General features: G+C 37.4%; 17 protein-coding genes. 7 read left to right on the top strand and 10 right to left on the bottom strand.

What is annotated here, in order from left to right; translation table 11 throughout:
* Position 1: 1 nt before the first annotated feature.
* The gene (locus H5968_RS19945) at positions 2–844 is read right to left on the bottom strand and encodes a tetratricopeptide repeat protein (RefSeq protein WP_187041350.1); all 843 of its coding nucleotides are present in this window, start codon (positions 842–844) and stop codon (positions 2–4) included.
* Between the two features lie 267 nt (positions 845–1111).
* Positions 1112–2032, bottom strand: coding sequence for a ribonuclease D (locus H5968_RS19940; protein ID WP_187041349.1), 921 nt, complete (start codon positions 2030–2032; stop codon positions 1112–1114).
* 354 nt (positions 2033–2386) lie between these two features.
* Here H5968_RS19940 and H5968_RS19935 point away from each other — a divergent pair, with 354 nt between their 5' ends.
* On the top strand, positions 2387–3415 hold the full coding sequence (locus tag H5968_RS19935) for an NADP-dependent oxidoreductase (protein ID WP_187041348.1): 1029 nt from the start codon (positions 2387–2389) through the stop codon (positions 3413–3415).
* Positions 3416–3532: 117 nt separating this feature from the next.
* Here H5968_RS19935 and H5968_RS19930 read toward each other — a convergent pair whose 3' ends face one another.
* The 3 genes from H5968_RS19930 to H5968_RS19920 form a co-directional block, all read right to left on the bottom strand.
* Positions 3533–3832, bottom strand: a complete 300-nt coding sequence (locus H5968_RS19930) for an RNA-binding protein (protein ID WP_096565339.1) — start codon at positions 3830–3832, stop codon at positions 3533–3535.
* Positions 3833–4106: 274 nt separating this feature from the next.
* Positions 4107–4451, bottom strand: coding sequence for a toxin-antitoxin system HicB family antitoxin (locus H5968_RS19925; RefSeq protein ID WP_187041347.1), 345 nt, complete (start codon positions 4449–4451; stop codon positions 4107–4109).
* 2 nt (positions 4452–4453) lie between these two features.
* Positions 4454–4888 (bottom strand): putative toxin-antitoxin system toxin component, PIN family, encoded by a 435-nt coding sequence (locus H5968_RS19920; protein WP_187041346.1) that lies wholly within the window; start codon positions 4886–4888, stop codon positions 4454–4456.
* 152 nt (positions 4889–5040) lie between these two features.
* On the opposite strand from H5968_RS19920, the gene H5968_RS19915 reads away from it, so the two are divergent.
* From H5968_RS19915 to H5968_RS19900, 4 genes are all read left to right on the top strand, one after another.
* A complete protein-coding gene (locus H5968_RS19915) occupies positions 5041–5298 on the top strand; it encodes a hypothetical protein (protein ID WP_187041345.1) in 258 nt (85 codons plus the stop codon).
* A 241-nt stretch (positions 5299–5539) separates the two neighbouring features.
* Positions 5540–7651 carry a TIGR00300 family protein gene (locus tag H5968_RS19910; RefSeq protein WP_187041344.1) on the top strand — a complete coding sequence of 704 codons (2112 nt, stop codon included), beginning with the start codon at positions 5540–5542 and terminating at the stop codon, positions 7649–7651.
* A 504-nt stretch (positions 7652–8155) separates the two neighbouring features.
* Positions 8156–8953, top strand: coding sequence for a Uma2 family endonuclease (locus H5968_RS19905; protein ID WP_187041343.1), 798 nt, complete (start codon positions 8156–8158; stop codon positions 8951–8953).
* Between the two features lie 124 nt (positions 8954–9077).
* Complete coding sequence (locus H5968_RS19900) at positions 9078–9590, top strand: DUF2085 domain-containing protein (RefSeq protein WP_187041342.1); 513 nt, start codon at positions 9078–9080, stop codon at positions 9588–9590.
* A 466-nt stretch (positions 9591–10056) separates the two neighbouring features.
* On the opposite strand, the gene H5968_RS19895 is transcribed toward H5968_RS19900, so the two are convergent.
* On the bottom strand, positions 10057–10749 hold the full coding sequence (locus tag H5968_RS19895) for a response regulator transcription factor (RefSeq protein WP_096565328.1): 693 nt from the start codon (positions 10747–10749) through the stop codon (positions 10057–10059).
* Positions 10750–10833: 84 nt separating this feature from the next.
* Here H5968_RS19895 and H5968_RS19890 point away from each other — a divergent pair, with 84 nt between their 5' ends.
* Positions 10834–12204, top strand: a complete 1371-nt coding sequence (locus H5968_RS19890) for an ATP-binding protein (RefSeq protein WP_187041341.1) — start codon at positions 10834–10836, stop codon at positions 12202–12204.
* Between the two features lie 110 nt (positions 12205–12314).
* Here the strand turns inward: H5968_RS19890 and H5968_RS19885 are convergent, their stop codons facing one another.
* Positions 12315–14090, bottom strand: coding sequence for an N-acetylmuramoyl-L-alanine amidase (locus tag H5968_RS19885; protein ID WP_187041340.1), 1776 nt, complete (start codon positions 14088–14090; stop codon positions 12315–12317).
* A gap of 305 nt (positions 14091–14395) precedes the next feature.
* Between H5968_RS19885 and H5968_RS19880 the strand changes: the two genes are divergently transcribed.
* A complete protein-coding gene (locus H5968_RS19880; protein WP_187041339.1) occupies positions 14396–16033 on the top strand; it encodes a CTP synthase in 1638 nt (545 codons plus the stop codon).
* 105 nt (positions 16034–16138) lie between these two features.
* Here the strand turns inward: H5968_RS19880 and H5968_RS19875 are convergent, their stop codons facing one another.
* The 3 genes from H5968_RS19875 to H5968_RS19865 all read right to left on the bottom strand — a co-directional run bounded on the left by H5968_RS19875 (position 16139) and on the right by H5968_RS19865 (position 19444).
* On the bottom strand, positions 16139–17032 hold the full coding sequence (locus H5968_RS19875) for an ROK family protein (protein ID WP_187041338.1): 894 nt from the start codon (positions 17030–17032) through the stop codon (positions 16139–16141).
* Positions 17033–17762: 730 nt separating this feature from the next.
* Positions 17763–19031: a glycosyltransferase gene (locus H5968_RS19870; protein ID WP_255427200.1), complete on the bottom strand. Its 1269-nt coding sequence runs from the start codon at positions 19029–19031 to the stop codon at positions 17763–17765.
* Between the two features lie 95 nt (positions 19032–19126).
* Positions 19127–19444, bottom strand: a complete 318-nt coding sequence (locus H5968_RS19865) for a hypothetical protein (RefSeq protein ID WP_187041336.1) — start codon at positions 19442–19444, stop codon at positions 19127–19129.
* Positions 19445–19608: the final 164 nt, after the last annotated feature.

Raw genomic sequence — 19608 nt, 5'->3', positions numbered from 1 at the left:
TTTACCTTCCCAAATCTTCAATATTTTTCATTACTTGTTGATACAATCCTTTGTTACCTTCTCGATCAAAAATAGCTGCTGCCCGTTGTAAATCTTGTAATGCACTGCGTTTATCTCCAGCAGCAGCAAAAGCATTTCCTCGGTTATTAAACCCAGGACCAAAATTAGGATTTAAACGAATGGCTTGATTGTAATCTGCGATCGCTTTTTGTGGATCTCCCAGGGCAGCGTAAGCATTTCCGCGGTTATTATAGGCAACAGAATAATTTTGATCTATTCTAATTGCTTCAGTATAATCTTCTATCGCCCCATTTCTATCACCTATGGCTGCACGGGCATTTCCGCGATTATTGAAAGCTTCTGCATAATTTGGAGCTAAACGAATCGCTTCATTATAATCAGAAATAGCTGCTTGTTGATCTCCCAAAGATGCAAAAGCATTACCACGATTATTATAGGTTTCTGCATCATTAGGATTAAGACGTAATGCTTGATTATAATCAGCGATCGCACCTTCTTTATTACCAATATCAAAATATGCTAAACCCCGACTTTTAAACGCAGGTGCATATTGAGAATTAAGACTAATTGAACGACTATAAGCAGCAATAGCCGCTTCAGAATTACCTTTAGCGTGCTGATTTTGTCCCTGAATATAAAATTCTCCTGCTTTGGATGTTCTAGGTGTCAGTCGGTTCGGAGGACTAACCCCTATTTCTGTTACTAAAACATCCTGATTTTGATTGCAAGAAACGCATAAAATTCCACTGAAAACAGTAATCACTGTTATTTTTAATATTCTACCTAGCACTTGTCTATTATATGTCAATAACTGCCATTTCATAAGTTCTTATCAATCACTTGCATACCCGGAAAAAATTGTTACCAAAATCTAATAGAAACTAAAAGAAACTAATAGATTCCATGAATTACTTTTTCAAAATTTAACCAGTAATTGTAAAATTTAATGTATAAATAATTCTATTTCAGCTTTTATAAAATGTTGATTAAGATACATTTACGTAAATATAAATAATTAAAACCCCGACTTATTAAATAAGTCAGGGTTCTGTGAGTTCAAAATATAATAAATTCTGGCTTTTGCATTCCATTAATCATTTTTAACATCTTCTTCCTGAGATTTAGTAATTAACCGCCAAACAGAAGTTTTTTCAATATCTACATCTAATTGTTCTAAATTTCTGCCTAATTCTTTTTGTAATTTCTCAGTTAAAGTAATGGTAAAATCCAAATCAATATCTTCATTTTCTACTAATCTCACCAACTCCGTAAATTTCACCTTAACAGATTTCCGTTCATAACCACTGAGTTGATAATATTCAGTTTCCGATACATTTTGAATTTGCATCGCTTTTTTTAATCTTTCTTGTAAATAATCAAATTCAGAATTAATCAGTTTTTTTTGCTGTTCCACTTCTGTATATTTTTGGGAAAGTACAGATAAATCTTCCGTTTCTGGTTTTGTAATAACTTGAGACTGTAAAGCTAATAATTTTGAATGTACTTGAGCCAGATAAATACAATCAAAATAAGCATATTCTAATTGCTCATCGCTTAAAGGTCTTATACCCCAATCGCTACCTTGTTCCTGTTTATCAATACCATAAAAATTACACAACACATTACCTAAAGTTTTCAGTTGATAATTAGGCAATGGTAGAATATGATATGGTATGGACTTAGCCATTTCTAAAGTACAAGTGATATTTTTGGCTTTTTTATTGCCTAAAAGTTTCAAATCATAACTTGCATTGTGAAAAACCTTTTCGATAGATTCATTAATCATGATTTGCTCAATAAAAGCAGCAATCACATCAGACTTATTTAAAACATCCAAAATATAAACACTGTCACCAGTCATATCTTGAGGATGATCCAATATTTGAATCAGGGATAATCGGGGATTACGACTTTTATAATCAGCCACTTCTGTATCTATCCAAAGAGTTTGAGATTTGGTGTATTTAGCAATTTGAGAACGGATTTCCGCAGCAGTAGTAAGATAAGGCATTGGTAGATGTAGAGCAGTTTAACTTAGTTATAATTAGTTATATTTTTATAAATTAACATTTTGTGACTAATTTTGCCGTAAGTATTCAGCTATCAGTAATCAGTAAATGACTACGCCACGCTACGCTAACAGCTTTTGTCTTGAGTAAGACTGAGTTAGTAAAAAGATGCATAGTTTTGTTAACTTACATCAGTGTTCATAAGAGTAGATTATAGCCTATTACTGATACTTTTCAGTTTCTGGCTGATGGCTGAATGCTGACATTTTGCCCTTACTTACTGCCCGATAATTATGCTAAGTTTTAATAAAAATTCTTGCTAATCTGCAAAAATCCTGACAAACAAACTCAAATTTATGAAATCATCTATTAATCGTCAATGGCGTTTAGCATCTCGTCCTGTGGGTGACATCAAAGTAAGTGACTTTGAGTATCGTCAAGAACCCATTCCCACACCAAAAGCAGGCGAAATATTGATCCGCAATATCTATCTTTCCCTAGATCCTACCCATCGCATTTGGATGAGCGATCGCCCCCAGTATATGCCACCTGTGGAAATTGGGGAAGTCATGCGTGGTTTAGTTCTGGGTATAGTGGAAGAATCTAAAAATCCCAACTTTCAACGGGGGGATCTCGTTTCTGGATTGTTAGGATGGCAAGATTACGCTTTAATTACTACTGGATATCTTCCTTACATCACCAAAATTCCCCAACCCTTAACAGTTCCCCTCACTGCTTTTATGGCGGTTCTTAGCTTTATTGGTTGCACCGCTTATTTTGGACTTTTAGATATAGGAAAACCTCAACCAGGAGAAACTTTGGTAGTCTCAGCGGCCTCTGGTGCTGTAGGTTCATTAGTCGGACAAATAGGGAAAATTAAAGGTTGTCGTGTAGTGGGGATCACCAGTTCCGATGAAAAATGTCGCTATTTATTAGAAGAACTGGGTTTTGATGCTGCAATAAATTATAAAACCGCAGATTTAAGTCCCGCTTTAGCTGCATCTTGTCCCCATGGAATTGATATCTATTTTGAAAATGTGGGTGGGGAAATTCTGGACGCTGTTTTAACACAAGTGAATTTAAATGCCCGCATTCCTCTTTGTGGTTTGATTTCTACTTATAATACTGAAGAACCTTTACCTGGACCTTATAATTTCAGTCAGATTTTAATGAAGCGGGTATTATTACAAGGTTTCATTGTCACTGATTATGTGAGTCAATGGGATCTTGCTTTTAGGGAGATGGGACAATGGATACAACAGGGAAAACTTAAATATCAGCAAGAAATTGTCCAGGGTTTGGAAAATGCACCTACAGCTATTCTCAAACTTTTTAATGGTGAGAAAATGGGTAAATTAATTGTGCAGATTTCTGAACAGCCCTAATCTGAGATTATCCATTAAAAAGGCTCAAGTATTACTATTTTGTCATACCTGAGCCTTTAATTAATTCAATTAATTTGCTAAAACTATTGCATTAGCAAAAATGCTTGATTTTATAACTTAGTAGCGATTGCGATTATAACCACCACCACCACTGCGATTACCACCACCTCTATCTTCCTTGGGTTTAGCTTTGTTAACTTTTAAATCACGTCCCATCCACTCAGCACCATCAAGGGCATCAATAGCAGATGTTTCTTCTTCATCTGTACTCATTTCCACAAACCCAAAACCGCGCAGTCTTCCTGTTTCACGATCTGTAGGTAGTTGAACGCGCTTTACAGAACCATATTCTGCAAAAACCGCAGTTAGAGTATCTTGGGTAACTTCATAAGAGAGGTTGCCTACATAAATTGACATAGATTTTCTCCAAAATCATAAGAGTGTAGAGATTTAGATTTCGGAGAAAAGTCTGTAAGTACCAAAAGGAAAAAACCTATCAATATTAAAAACAAACGCCGTCGCCGAATTACTTCTCATTTCCCATCATTGCACGGAAATTAACTTTCGGAGAGGAAGTAACCAAAACTGTTATATATCGTTACGTGAACAATTAAAATCTAAGTAACTTTATCGGTTCAAGCTGATTACATTAACGCCTAATCCGGTAACGCTTATATAAAATTCTTTATTTTTATTGGTTATTGTGTCCTTTGTTGATTGCGTTATTTATTTTTTGTTGAAGAGAAGCGATAATTTCATTACTTAATTCTGCTTCTGGTTCTACAACTTCACGTTCAGCTAAAACTGATTGAATTTGACCTTCAGAAGCTTTTCCTAGTCTTTCTAGTAGTGTTTGAAAACTTTGTTCCTGTTCACTTATTTCTTTTTCTGGTGTTGCTTGAATAAAATCTGTGGATACAACTTGGCGGGTTAAAGCATAAACTATATATTGATTTAATGAAATACCTTCAGTTTCAGCTAACTTGATTAAATGTTGGTGTAATGTAGCTGGTAATCTCAATGTTAATCTACTCATAGCTAAATTTCTCCAGAGGCTAATTTAATTACTAGCTGTGTCGGTGTCATCACTGCTAAACCTAAAGATTCTTTTGCATTTTGAAAGTCACGAATGTTGGATGTAATAACTGTTGCACCTGCGTTCATAGCGCAGTCAATTACAAGGTCATCTCCTGCATCTGGTGAATTTGGTCGCCATGTGTAGTAAATATTTGTAAAATGAGCATAACTGAGCAATTTTCCTAAAACGGGTTGCATTTGGTGCCAACGAGATTCTGAGAGCTTACGAGATAAAACATCTTCATATTCATAAGCTAAGGCATTAGACACATGAACCACAAGTAAACCAGCTAACCATGTATCAATAACTAAACCAGCAGCGCAACCCTGCTTTGTCAAGCCTTCAAATACAACGTTAGTATCTATAACAACGTGAGGCAGTGGTGTGGTAGACATGACACTATTATAGCACCATTTACGGTGTCAGCCCAACAGGACTCAGCTATTATTTTGAATTGCAAGAGTTTTTAAACTGAAATTGACTAAAATTTAACTTCGGAATATGATGATAAGAATAATACTTTGCTTGTTGAATAGCTACTACAGTAATGATAGAAGAAAAGCCTATACAAGAGTATCTGTTTCTTAATGAAATAGAAGGACATTTAAAACATGAAGATTATATTAATTGCCCTGCCACTGCTTTCCTAAAATTCTGTGTGAATGCTAAAGATTCTATCGAATATTGTAAGAAAAATTTTCCTAAGTATCCTGATCCAGAATCTAGTGAAGCATACAATAAACTCACTAAAGAAAGCCATGTGATGATTCAGATTTTTTTAAATTCAATAAAATCCATAATTTAATTAAGAGTAAATTCAGCATACAATAGAAATAACCCATCAATCAACAAGTTAATATTGCATTAGCATACAAACTTCTTAACTTTTCCTCTACTTTTCCCTATAGCAGTAATAGAATAGGAACGATATCCTGGTATAGTCTACCAAGAGCAAAAGGTAGCTATTAAGTAGCAGATTTGACAGACTTAGAACACCAAAACTCTGTATCCAGAAGAGATTACTGAAAAGCAAAGTAAAATTTTTTATGGTTTCCCAAATTCGGTTTTTAATGTGCGCTCCCGACCACTACGATGTAGACTATGTGATTAATCCGTGGATGGAAGGGAATATTCACAAATCATCACGCGATCGCGCTGTAGAACAGTGGAATAAATTATACAATGTTATCAAATATCATGCCATTGTCGATTTAGTGACACCCCAAAAAGGTTGGCCAGATATGGTATTCAGTGCCAATGCTGGTTTAGTTCTTGGTGAAAATGTGGTTCTCAGCCGTTTTTTACATAAAGAACGCCAAGGAGAAGAACCGTATTTTCAACAGTGGTTTGAAAATAATGGTTTTAAGGTTTACACACTTCCTAAAGACTTACCCTTTGAAGGTGCAGGTGACGCGCTTTTAGATAGGGAAGGGCGCTGGTTATGGGCGGGGTATGGTTTCCGTTCTGAGTTAGATTCTCACCCCTATTTGGCTAAATGGCTAGATATTGAGGTGATTTCTCTGCGGTTGATGGATGAAAGATTTTATCATCTTGATACCTGTTTCTGTCCCCTAGCTAATGGGTATTTGCTGTATTACCCCGGTGCGTTTGACTCCTACTCTAACCGGGTGATAGAAATGCGCGTTGCACCAGAAAAACGTATTGCCATTGCAGAAGCTGATGCGGTTAACTTTGCTTGTAATGCGGTGAACATCGAAAGCATCGTGATTATGAACAAAGCCAGTGATAGTTTAAAATCACGGTTAGCGGAAGTTGGTTTTCAAGTGATTGAAACCCCTTTAACTGAATTTCTCAAAGCTGGTGGTGCGGCTAAATGCTTAACTTTACGAGTGACTGAACCTGTACGGGAAGAAGTACACGCTACAACTCAAGTCGAAAGTCGGATAATTCGTTTAGAAGGTCATTTATTAGATGCGGGTTTAATTAACCGCGCTTTAGATTTGATCGTAGACATGGGGGGAAGTTTCCAAGTTCTCAAGTTCAACTTGGGAGAACAACGTCAAAGCACCTCAGCAGCAGAAGTCAGGGTTTCTGCACCATCCCATGAGGTGATGGAAGAGATTATATCCCAGTTGATTGATTTGGGTGCGGTTGACTTACCCCAAGATGAAAGAGATGCAAAACTCGAACCAGTTTTACAAGCGGGTGTTGCTCCTGATGATTTCTATGTCAGTACGATTTATCCTACCGAAGTAAGGGTAAATGGACAATGGCTGAAAGTAGAAAATCAACGCATGGATGGGGCGATCGCTATTTCTAGTACAGCCAATGGGTTAGTTGCTAGATGTAAAATTTTGCGTGATCTAGAAATTGGTGAACAGGTAGTAGTTGACGTTCAAGGTATCCGCACTATCCGCAAAACCGAATCCCGCGAACAACGTAACGCCCAGGAATTTAGCTTTATGTCTTCTGGTGTTTCCAGTGAAAGACGGGTAGAATTAGTGGTGGAACAAGTAGCCTGGGAATTACGTAAAATTCGGGATGCTGGCGGTAAAGTAGTTGTCACTGCTGGTCCAGTGGTAATTCATACGGGCGGCGGAGAACATCTTTCTAGATTGATTCGTGAAGGTTATGTTCAAGGACTTTTAGGGGGAAATGCGATCGCAGTTCATGACATCGAACAAAATATGATGGGAACATCTCTCGGTGTGGATATGAAACGCGGTGTAGCTGTACGTGGTGGACATCGACATCACTTAAAGGTAATTAACGCCATTCGCCGTTTTGGTAGCATCGCTAAAGCTGTAGATGCAGGAGTGGTAAACAGCGGGGTAATGTATGAATGTGTGAAAAATAACATTTCCTTTTCTCTTGCGGGTTCAATTCGGGATGATGGACCCCTACCGGATACGCAAATGAACTTGATTTTAGCACAACAGGAATATGCTCAAATCATTCAAGGTGCGGAAATGATTTTGATGCTGTCTTCTATGCTGCATTCCATCGGTGTAGGAAATATGACACCAGCAGGGGTGAAGATGGTATGTGTGGATATTAACCCTGCGGTGGTGACAAAATTGAGCGATCGCGGTTCAATTGAGTCTGTAGGTGTGGTTACGGATGTGGGTTTGTTTCTGAGTTTGTTAATTCAACAGTTGGATAAGTTGACGAGTCCTTATGTTGCTAATGTAGGTTAAGAATTTTCTCACGCAAAGGCGCAAAGACGCAAAGGTTTTTTCTGTGCGTTTTTGTGTCTTTGTTTTTTCACGCAGAGGCGCAGAGAACGCAGAGAGTTATAATATAAACAAAACTAAGAAAAAACATAATTAACTCAAAATTAGCTTGTGAAAACATGGAAGCTGAAAAAAATAACTATGGAAAAAAACCAATAATTGAGTTTCTATTGGTAAGATTTGGCAATTTGTGATTTTGCATCGTAAATCAAAAGAAATCACTCAAGATTTAAACCTTTATCGTGTACCCACTGATTTAGAAATTTTCATGAAAATTTTAGTGGCTTTAATGAAAAATCTCTAGGCTATTTACAAATAACATCCTGTAAATCCTTAAATCCTGGACATTATCTCGACTTACTTCGACTTCGCTCAGTACAAGTCGCTCGATAACCACCTGATTCTGACAATTTTATTTACTATCATGCGATATAATCTTAAATTAATAACTGCAATCCTTTAAATAGTATGAGTGAAACCCTGGCTGATATTTCCATACCTCCACAGTTTCCTGATCATACTCAACTACCGGAGTCTGATGGTACATTCGTGAAGAACTTTCAAGAACATCCCCAAAGCATAATCATCACAGATTCAATTATTCAAACTTTACAAAAATTACATCCCGATGGACAATTTTGTATAGGTCAAGATTGCGGGATTTATTGGCGAGAAACAGAACCACCGGAAAAAGGTACAGTAGCACCAGATTGGTTTTATGTCCCTGATGTTCCACCCAGGCTAGATGGTAAAATTCGCCGATCCTATGTTCTATGGCGGGAATATATTCCCCCTTTAATTGTCATAGAATTAGCCAGTGGTAATGGTGAAGAAGAACGAGATAAAACACCTTTAGCGGGTTTACAACCAGGTGAAAAACCTGGGAAATTTTGGGTTTATGAACGCATTATCCGCGCTCCCTACTATGCGATTTATGAAGTTAATAGTGGCAATTTAGAAGTTTATCATTTGGTAGATTTTTCTTACCAAAAAATGCAACCTAATGAACGGGGACATTATCCAATTCTGCCATTAGGTGTAGAATTAGGATTATGGCAAGGAAGTTACTTAAATAATCCCGATCAAGTTTGGTTACGTTGGTGGGATAATCAGGGTAATTTATTATTGGTCGGTAAGGAAGAAGCACAGTTAGAAAGATTGAGAACTGAACAACAACAACAAAGAGCAGAACAAGCAGAAATTAAAGCTGCAAAATTAGCTGAACGTTTACGAGCAATGGGGATAGATCCAGATGATGATCTATAATTAGTAATCAAGTGATAAGATACCCGACTTCTATTATTAATTTTGGCTAAAATCAGAAATTGATCTAAGAAGTCGGGGATCTAGTTAATCACAAATAAACGAACCACAGAGGACACAGAGAAAAATGCAAAGGGTTATTTTATCAAGAGATTTACAGATTAAAAAAATTAATTGGGTGAGTTTTTTTGCTGATTTCCTGTTAGTAGGAATGGTGTTTGGTCCCCCTATTGCACCTTTTCTTGCTGCGTCTGGTGTGTTTGTACTTCCAGGTATTGCGGATATTATTTATTTTATGGGTAATCATGTCTGTCCTCAACCTACTATGGGTTTAGAGTTAGCACCACCTCACATTATGGCGGTGTGTATGCGTTGTTATGGCACGGTTACAGGGTTGTTAATTACTCGTATTTTGTATATCTTTACCCAGGGAAAAAACCGTTTCTGGTTACATCAATATGGTTGGATCGGTGCTGCTTTTGCTAGTGTGTTAATGATGGCTTATCCTTTGGAGTTAGCAGCGCAAGTTTTTAGTTTGTGGGATTTTAACAATTATATTGTTACTCCTTTTGGTTTAATTACTGGTTTAGCTTGGGGGTTGTTTGCTATGCCAATTTTACACAGGCACACAAAAGGGTAAACCACCTAGAGTAAACCTACCACTGCCACGACCATCGTCTACAATGTTCGTTAACATTTTTTATTCCTTTGATGAAAATAATGTGATTTAGTTCACGCACCTTGGATAACTAGTAATTTGATTAATACATGATTTGAAGATAGCGGAAAGGCGTTTTTGTTGTTGTTCTTAGTAATCAATCATCACTCAAATGCTAATTCATTAGTTCAATCTTTCCTGAGCAAAAAGAATTTTTACTCTCTCAGGATATAACCTATATATGCAATTACTGTGCAAGATTTGTGCAGAATTTGTGCAGATCAACTTTTCTAGAAAGTTGTATGATGATGGTGAGTTTATTCTTTTCTAACAATGCATTTAATAAATGAAACCTGTGAGATATAAAAATCTGGTAGAGACAGTTTATCAATTGCCTCTACATTGAACAGATTAACAACAAATTCCCTATAATTTTGTATCAATTGTATCAGTTGAGACGATATCCCAAACCATGAACAGTTTCAATCAAAGTTTCCGGCGCACCTAAAGCTCTTAATTTCTGTCGAATACTTTTAATATGTGACCTTACTGTTTCCTCCACTGGAGAGTCATCAACAGACCAAACCTGCTCAATGATGCTAGAACGACTCAATACCCTTCTACCATTAGCAACCAGCAATTCTAAAATTGCATACTCTTTAGGAGTCAAGGACATAAGATGACCATCATAGGTAGTCTCGTAAGTGCTGGGATTTAAAGTTAACTTTCCCCAAGATAAACTGACTGTACTGGCAGCACTACCACGTCTGAGTAAAGCACGTATCCGAGCCATTAATTCTTCTAAGTCAAAGGGCTTTGCTACATAATCATCTGCGCCGGCATCTAAACCAGCAACCTTATCGGCTACGGTATCACGGGCAGTTAGCATTAATACGGGTGCTGCTGAATTACGATGTGCTGGACTGTTGGTGCTAGTGGTGCGTAAGCGGTGACAAAATCTGATGCCATCTAACTTTGGTAAAGTGACATCCAGCACCACTAAATCATACTTCATTGACTCTGCTGCGTGCCAAGCTGCTTCTCCGTCTTGAGCAACATCGACTATATACTTTCGTCTGGTTAAAGCTTCTATTAGTGCTTCTGCCAGTTGAATATCGTCCTCAACTATTAAAATTCGCATAATTTATTCCTTATTCCACAGCAAGTCATGAAGTAATGAGGGAAATATTAACTTAAATTGACTATCTGAATAAAAAGGTAATTTATGAAATTGCATTTTTCAGTAAATTGGATTTCTGCGGGAGTTTCTTTGGCTATATCTCTGATGCTTTTGGTTACTTTCGCTGCATTAAACAACACTACCGAAATTAAGGAAAATGTTGCTCAAGTTCAACATACTTCTCAAACACTCAATACTTTGACAGATTTTTATGCAGCAATGACTGTGGCTGAATCAGCACGACGGGGGTATATATTTTTGGGCAGTCAACAAGATTTGGATCGTTATCAAACTGCTATCAATAATATTAAAAATGACCTCAATCTATTAGATATTCAAATACATAAAAATATCAATCAAAGACAGAGGTTAAACAATTTAAAATCATTGTTTAATCAAAGATTATCTCTGTTAGAAGAATCTATAAAACTTTATCAAAAAGATGAAAACGCATGGCAACGGCAAAATAAAATTACCGAACTTAGTGTTAAGCTCAGAGAGCAAATTATAACGATATTTTTAGAAATTCAAGGGGAAGAACAAAGTTACTTGAAAACTTATCTCCAGCAGTCAGAAAATGGTATTCACTTACGAATAATCATGGAAATTATAGGAACTTTTTTAAGTTTGTTAGTAATTTGCATTTTATGTTTTGTAATTGAGAGTCAATCGGTGAAACGAGAACATATTAAATCTTTAGAAGCTTCCTTAGCTCAAGAAAAAAAGATTGGTGAACTCAAGGTTCAGTTATTTTCTATGATTTCCCATGAATTTCGTACTCCTTTAAGTGTAATTTTGCTATCTTGTCAGTTATTAAGGGAAATTTTGATAGAATTAATAGATGAAAAAGAGTTAAAAAATCTCTACCGGATTCAGTCTTCTGCTAAGTTAATGAATCACCTATTAACAGATATATTAACTTTGACTAGAGCGGAGGCAGGTGAACTAGATTATAAACCTCAATTAATTAATGTGGAAAATTTTTGTTTAAATTTGCTGGAAGATGTGCAAATGTTTAGTCGCACAACTCATACTATTAAGTTTATCAAATATGGTCAATCTTTTCGGGCTAATCTAGATGAAAAGTTACTATATTCTATTTTGAGTAATTTACTGTTAAATGCTATCAAATATTCATCACCAGGGGGTAAAATTTACTTGTTTTTAAATGCTCAACAGGATGCTACTATTTTTCAAGTGATAGATGAAGGTATCGGTATTTCTCCAGAGGAACAGGTGAGGCTTTATGAGCCTTATTATCGCTCGGAAAATGTTGAAGGTATTGTTGGTACTGGGTTAGGATTACCAATTGTGAAAAAATGTGTAGATCGACATCAAGGAGAAATTTTTGTAGAAAGTAAAGTGGGTGTAGGAACAACTTTTACTGTGAAAATTCCTATACAGCAGCAGTCGTAGGGGCGAAGTAGGGGCGAAGCATTCGGAAAATAGCCTGGTCATAAAATTGATAATTGGTTGCCTGAATGCTTCCCCCTCTCTTCCTTTGCGTCTTTGCGCGAAACTCTTTTCTACTTCGCAGCTTTAAACCACTCTGTCACCCCATCCGCTAAAGTCCGCGCCATTTTTCGCTGTTCTTTAGGGTTAACGATCTCCTCAAACTCCTGGGGGTTAATCATAAAACCTAATTCTAATAATACTGAAGGTGCAGCAGCAGGACGAGTCAGGGCTAAATTATTCCAAAACACACCATAATGAGGTTTCTTCAATGTTTTTACTACATGATTTTGCAAAAATATTGCTAAACTATGTGCTTGTGGATGATACCAAAAAGTCCCAAAACCTCTGGTTTTTTCGGCATCGCCATCATCTGGTAAAGCATTGTAATGAATAGAAAGGGCGATCGCCGGTTCTTCTGTTTCAATTATCTGCTGACGTTCCACTAAAGACACATCCCGATCATCTTCCCTTGTCATCACCACCTTTGCACCCCGTTTTACCAACTCATCCCGCAGTAACTTAGAAATTACCAAGTTGGCATCTTTTTCTGGATACCCAGTCGGACCAATTGCACCAGACTCTTTACCACCGTGACCAGGATCAAGTAATATCTTAATACCAGATAAAGGTAGGCGTTTTCTGTTGTGAATCTTAGGTGCATGGCGCAAGGTCAAAACCAGCGTTGTGTTGTCGTATTTCAGCTTATATCCCCACTGTTGGAAGTTTTTGAGGTTAAAGGTATATTTCACCTGTTTAGGACTCACCTGTTGCCAATCCAGGCGATAAATCAAGGGGTCATCATCCAGGCGAATGGTGTCTGTTTGAGCAATAGTATTGTAAAGGGTGAGACTAAAAGTGCGATCGCCGAAGGCGGGGCTTTGCCCATCGCTCTGTTCCACACTTACAGGTATGGGCATTTGTAAAGGAAACCTGATTTCTGTTCTATCAGACAAGCGACGATATCCCACACTACGAATTACAGTCTGTGGTGGTACTGCACCTGGTATAATTCTAGTTTCTTTACTATTGATCCAAGCCCCATAGTCTAAGCGAAGCCAATCACCTTCTCTGCCTGTAACTGTTGCTCTCGTTCCCTGTGGTAGTGGTGTCAGTCGAGAATAATCTGTACTAGGACCTGTGCGAGCAACACCTGATGTTGCTGACACTTCCACAACTGGCAACTGTGCAGGTGCAAGAATTTCAATTTTGCTCTTACCAGTTTCAGTGATAGTCTGACCATTCAATGTCAAACTATATTGAGGTTGTCCTAAATCAGCAGCATTGGCCACTGTTGTACAACCTTGATATTTGTTAGGACTAGAAGTTGTGGGTTGATTTCTTCCGGTTAGTACACCTGAATTAACAGGTAATTGCGCCTGTGGTGGTTGTGGTAATAAGGGAATGGTTTTTTCGGCCAACTTGACAGAAACACCAGCTTGAGGAGGTGCAACCGCACCAAAACAAATCAGTTCTCCCGGTAGTTTGGCAATATCAACAGCAGGAGTCAGAGAATCTTTAGCAAAGCCTAAACCTTGTGGTAATTCTGGTTGAGTAGAAAGCCTTGTTACTTTAATCTCTCGTTCCTGATTTTGGTAACGTACCTTAAATACATTCTCCCCTAACTGTAAAGGGAAACTGGGAGAAAAATGACCAGCCTTGCTGCGGTTAATTAGTCTACCATTGATGAGAACTTCTCCATCTGGTGGTGCAGTACCGATAAAAAATATTTTTTCTTTACTGGTTTGGTAGTTTGTTGGGGGAAAAACTACTAGGAGTGATGTTTGTGCAAAAGCAACGGAGGAGGTAAGCAGACAGTTAAATACTACTAATCCTAAGAGTTTTTTCACGGCAAAACACAGAAGATTTTACGATAATGACTGTGAGACAATGGGCAATAAAGGATAAAGAATGAAGCATAAAAAGCGAAAATTCCGAAGTCAGGAGTCAGGAGTCAGAATATTTGATAAATCAGTAAATGAACGAATCATGATTTTTGGCGTAACCGTTAAAAACCTGACTGCTAAAAGCTGATGAGGTAGCTTACCTTTAAGCATTAGCTGAATGTTTACTTCATAATTTAGCCCTTGGGCGCACGCTTGATCCTTCAAGAGACAGGATGTATTTTTAGAAGTTGCTAGAAATTGAAAATACTATGACTAAGTTTATCTTTGTAACTGGAGGCGTTGTTTCCAGTATTGGTAAAGGCATTGTAGCAGCAAGTTTGGGGAGGTTGTTAAAATCTAGAGATTATTCTGTCTCTATTCTCAAACTTGATCCTTATATTAATGTTGATCCAGGTACTATGAGTCCCTTTCAACATGGGGAAGTTTTTGTTACCCAAGATGGTGCAGAAACAGATTTGGATTTGGGACATTATGAACGTTTTACTGATACTTCTATGTCCCGGTTAAACAGTGTTACTACTGGTTTGATTTATCAATCTGTGATTAATAAAGAACGCCGGGGAGATTATAATGGTGGGACTGTACAAGTAATTCCCCACATTACCAATGAAATTAAAGACCGAATTTTAAGAGTTGCTAAGGAAACAAATCCGGCGGCAGTAATTACGGAAATTGGCGGGACTGTGGGTGATATTGAGTCTTTACCATTTTTAGAAGCTATCCGTCAGTTGCGGAAAGAGGTGGGAAGACAGAATGTTTTGTATATGCACGTCACCCTTCTCCCTTGGATTGCTTCAGCAGGGGAGATGAAAACCAAACCTACACAACATTCTGTTAAAGAATTGAGATCCATTGGTATTCAACCAGATATTTTAGTCTGTCGTTGCGATCGCCCCATCGGTGTGGGTTTAAAGCAGAAATTATCGGAATTTTGTGATGTACCAGTAGAATGTGTGATTACCTGCCAAGATGCTAGTAGCATTTATGAAGTACCCCTGATTTTGGAACGGGAAGGACTGGCACAACAAACTTTAGATTTGTTGCAAATGGAACAACGCCAACCTGATTTAAGTCAGTGGGAAACAATGGTAGAAAGAATGTATAGTCCTAAATATAGCGTGGAAATTGCCATTGTTGGTAAATATGTGCGTTTAAGTGATGCTTATCTTTCTGTGGTTGAATCCTTACGTCATGCGGCGATTTCTACTTACGGTGATTTACGAATAAGATGGGTAAATTCAGAAACCCTAGAAACTGAGTCAGCGGAAAATTATCTTGCAGGTGTGGATGGTATTCTCGTTCCTGGTGGTTTTGGTAGTCGGGGGATAGATGGCAAAATTGCCGCGATTAAATTTGCACGCGATCGCCAAATCCCCTTTTTAGGTTTATGCTTAGGAATGCAATGTTCTGTGATTGAATGGGCGAGAAATGTTGAAGGTTTAGCAGATGCTAACAGTGCCGAATTTGACCCCTACACCACAAATCCCATTATTAATCTTTTACCTGAACAACAAGACGTAGTAGATTTAGGTGGAACAATGCGCTTAGGTTTGTATCCTTGTCGAGTGCAACCGGGTACCATAGCCTTTGATTTATATCAAGAAGAAGTCATTTATGAACGTCACCGACATCGTTATGAGTTTAACAACTTGTACCGCAATGCTTTATTAGAGTCTGGTTACGTTGTCAGTGGTACTTCTCCCGATGGAAGGTTAGTAGAAATAGTTGAATATCCCAAACATCCATTTTTTATAGCTTGTCAGTTTCACCCAGAATTTCAATCTCGTCCGAGTACACCCCATCCTTTATTTAAAGGTTTCATGGAAGCTGCTATTTCCCGTACTCATCACAGTAAGAATACATCTAAACCAGTGCAGGTTTCCTAATTTGGTGATTGGTGATTGGGGACTGGTGATTGGTGACTGGGAAAATACAAATAATTTCCCCCTGCACCCTGCACCCTGTTCCTCTGCTTCTTCCCCAGTCACCTGTCAACTGTCAACTGTCACCAGTCCCCAAGCTAACTTAGCAGCACCTACCATTCCCGCTGAATTACCTAGTTCTGCTGGTAAAATTTGTAAACCTAAACGGGATGTTGGTAAAACTCGCTTTTCTATTTCTGCTTGCATTGCTGGTAAGAAATACTGAAAACTCGCACTTACACCACCACCAATAATTACCGCTTGGGGTGTGAGTACATATATTAAACTTGTTAAACCAATTCCCAAATCTTTACCATATTCTTGCCAAAATGTCAAGGCTTCAATATCACCATTTTGGGCAAGTTTACCTAATTCTGCGGGTTCTTTTCCTGTGCGACGACGAATAGCGGCAATTGATGTATGCTGTTCTAAAGAACCTTGATTACCACTATTACACATTGGACCATCGGGGTTGAGAGTAATTAAACCTAATTCTGCTGCTGCTCCTTGATGTCCCACAAATAATTTACCATCAAGAATAATCGCACCACCAACCCCAGTTCCCAAAGTTAATAAAATTAAATGTTGAAAATTACGGCCTGCACCTAACCAAGCTTCTCCCAAACCTGCACAGTTAGCGTCATTAGCTAGGATAGTGGGTTTGCCAGTTTTTGCTTCTAGCCAATCTGCTAAGGGTACATCTTGCCATCCTACCAGATTAATGGCAACTTTGGCAACTCTGCCAGCAGCATCAGCAGGTCCGGGAGTTCCCACACCGATAGCTCTACTTTGATTATCTGGATCAACTTGTGCGATCGCCTCTATCATCTTTAATAATACAGCTTCTGGTGTTGCTGGTTGGGGAGTATCCACAGTTATAGATTGTAAACATTTACCATCTGTTGTAAAACGTCCTAACTTAATTGCCGTTCCACCTAAGTCTATACCGATTACTTGCTGCACTGTTTAATTCCTAAATCTTGATTTTATGACAATATATTTTAACGCAGATAAACGCAGATAAACGCGGATAGGGATTGATAAATTAATGGATTTCATGATTCTGTGTAGCTTCACATATTTTTGGTATAAAATCAAGGAAATAATTTATTAAGTATTTATTCTTATGGATATTTATCAACTTAAAAAAAAGGCAGATATTTGTTTACAACAAGATGATTTTACCACGGCTACTATTTAATTATGATATTGAAATTGCAATTTCCATTACTCCCTATTAGGGATTGAAACAGGGATACGATATTCATTAATTGACTCCGATGTTTATTGCAAATTGCAATTTCCATTACTCCCTATTAGGGATTGAAACCCCACGCTTGTCTTCAGACAATTTACGTCTTTTTTATTGCAATTTCCATTACTCCCTATTAGGGATTGAAAAATTATTTTAACAGTGGTGGTTGTGATGGCGGTTGCAGTTAAAATTACTCATAAGCTGTTGTGCATTTAATTTATATAAGGTTAACAGGCAAGATGCCTGTTCCACAAGACTTAAGAATATTAAGATTATACAGTTTAGCTGCATAACAGCTTAATCCTGTAAATCCTAAAATCCTGGACATCCTGATTCAGACAAGTTGAAATTTACAATAATCCCTATGAGGAATTGAAACCTAAAAATCTCTATTTTTGTTTTCAGAAAACACTCTTAAATACTGTCACCTGTCACCTGTCACCTCAAAAATCCCATTTCCTGCAAACCCTGACGCAACCTTTTCGCCTCTTGCGGATTATCTTTTTCATGGAGAGCGATCGCATATTCAAAAGCTGCCAAACTATTCTTCACATCACCCACTTTCAACAACACCACCCCTAAATTTTGATAAGCTTCTGCATAATTAGGATTTAAAAATATCGCATGATTATAAGCATCAATCGCCTCAACAAACAAACCCATTGCTTTACATACCATCCCCAAATTATAATACCCAATCACAAAACTATTATCAATTTTTAAAGCAGTTTCATAAGCATTTTTCGCCCCTGGAAAATCTCCTGTAGCTTTCAACAAATTACCCAAATTATTATATCCTCCCAATTTCAACAAAGGATAAATAGGTAATTTAACCGCCGCTTGATAATAAGAAATCGCCAAAGAATAGTTTTTCAAATGTGTATGAGCAATACCCAAATGATAATTTAACTCATACAAAATATCATAATTTGTTTCTTGAATATCTTGATCCCACAGATTTCTCACCTGATTAGAAGGTGAATCTTTCAACCAAGCAAAAGGTTTTTTATCTGTTTTTTTGCGACTACCAACAATCTGAATTAAACCCCGATTTAATAACTCTATTCCCTCATTAACTTTACCCATTTCCACATACAACGCCCCCAACTTACTGCAAACATAAGCATCATCTGGATGATTTGCAAAAAATTCCAGCATAGCAGTTGCAGCTTTAGCATATTTATTTTGTTGGTTAATAGCAGATTTTTGATATCCAGTATGCAAAATAGCAACCTGTGGTAAATAACCAACTTGCCAATAAGTTTCTTTATTTAAAATCGCCGCAATACTATCATCAACCAAAGCATGATAAGGACGTTCAAATTTAATTTCTGGATGTTTACGAAATAAGCGAGAAACCAAAGAATAAGGTGATTGAGTCGCACCAACTTCTTGACGCACCAAATTGATTAATATATAATCATCTGTATTAATCGCTTCTCTAATTTGTGGTGCAATTTCTGGTGCAAGAACTTCATCAGCATCTAACACCAAAACCCAGTCACCAGTCACATATTTTAAAGCCTCATTCCGCGCTGCACTAAAATCATTACACCATTGAAAATAATGTAATTTAGCACCAAATTGTTGAGCAATTTCCGGCGTTTTATCAGTTGAACCCGTATCTAAAACTACAATTTCATCCACCAAACTTTGCACACTTTCTAAACACCTTGGTAAAGCAGCTTCTTCATTTTTAACAATCATGCACAAACTGAGTTTCATAATTTTTATTATATAATTTGCAATTCGTAATTCTTAATTAATAAGACCTTTTCCCAATCACCAATCACCAATCACCCTTACAAAGACCGAATTAAATCCACAAAACCATAAATACTAATACTGAGTAAAAGACAAGCTGTAAATTGGGTAATTAATCTTTGGTAAAGAGGTGGGTGAACGTTTTCCCTGATAGATATTGTTTCCCGAACCAAAATAGAAATTGAAGCCCCAAGTACAAAACTTAAACCCAGCACCAAATAAGGTGTATCTGGTATAATTGTAGAAATAATTAACATGGCGATCGCCAGCAGCAACATCAACAATTCAATAAATCGTGGTGGATTATATTGACTAGATAAAATTAAAGTATTAACCCAAAAATTCCACAATCTCATAATTGGTAATTGGTAATTGGTAATTGATAATTGATAATTGATAATTGATAATGGGTAATTAGTTTATAGGGAAATATCAAACTGATTACCCAGTCCCCAGTCACCAGTCCCCAGTCCCCAGTCCCCAGTCCCCAGTCCCCAGTCACCAGTCCCCAGTCCCCAGT

It is taken from the genome of Sphaerospermopsis sp. LEGE 00249 (assembly GCF_014299995.1).
Classification (GTDB): Bacteria; Cyanobacteriota; Cyanobacteriia; order Cyanobacteriales; family Nostocaceae; genus Sphaerospermopsis; species Sphaerospermopsis kisseleviana.
Note: the sequence above shows the minus strand (reverse complement) of the source record. Positions and strands in the feature narration are given on the sequence as shown.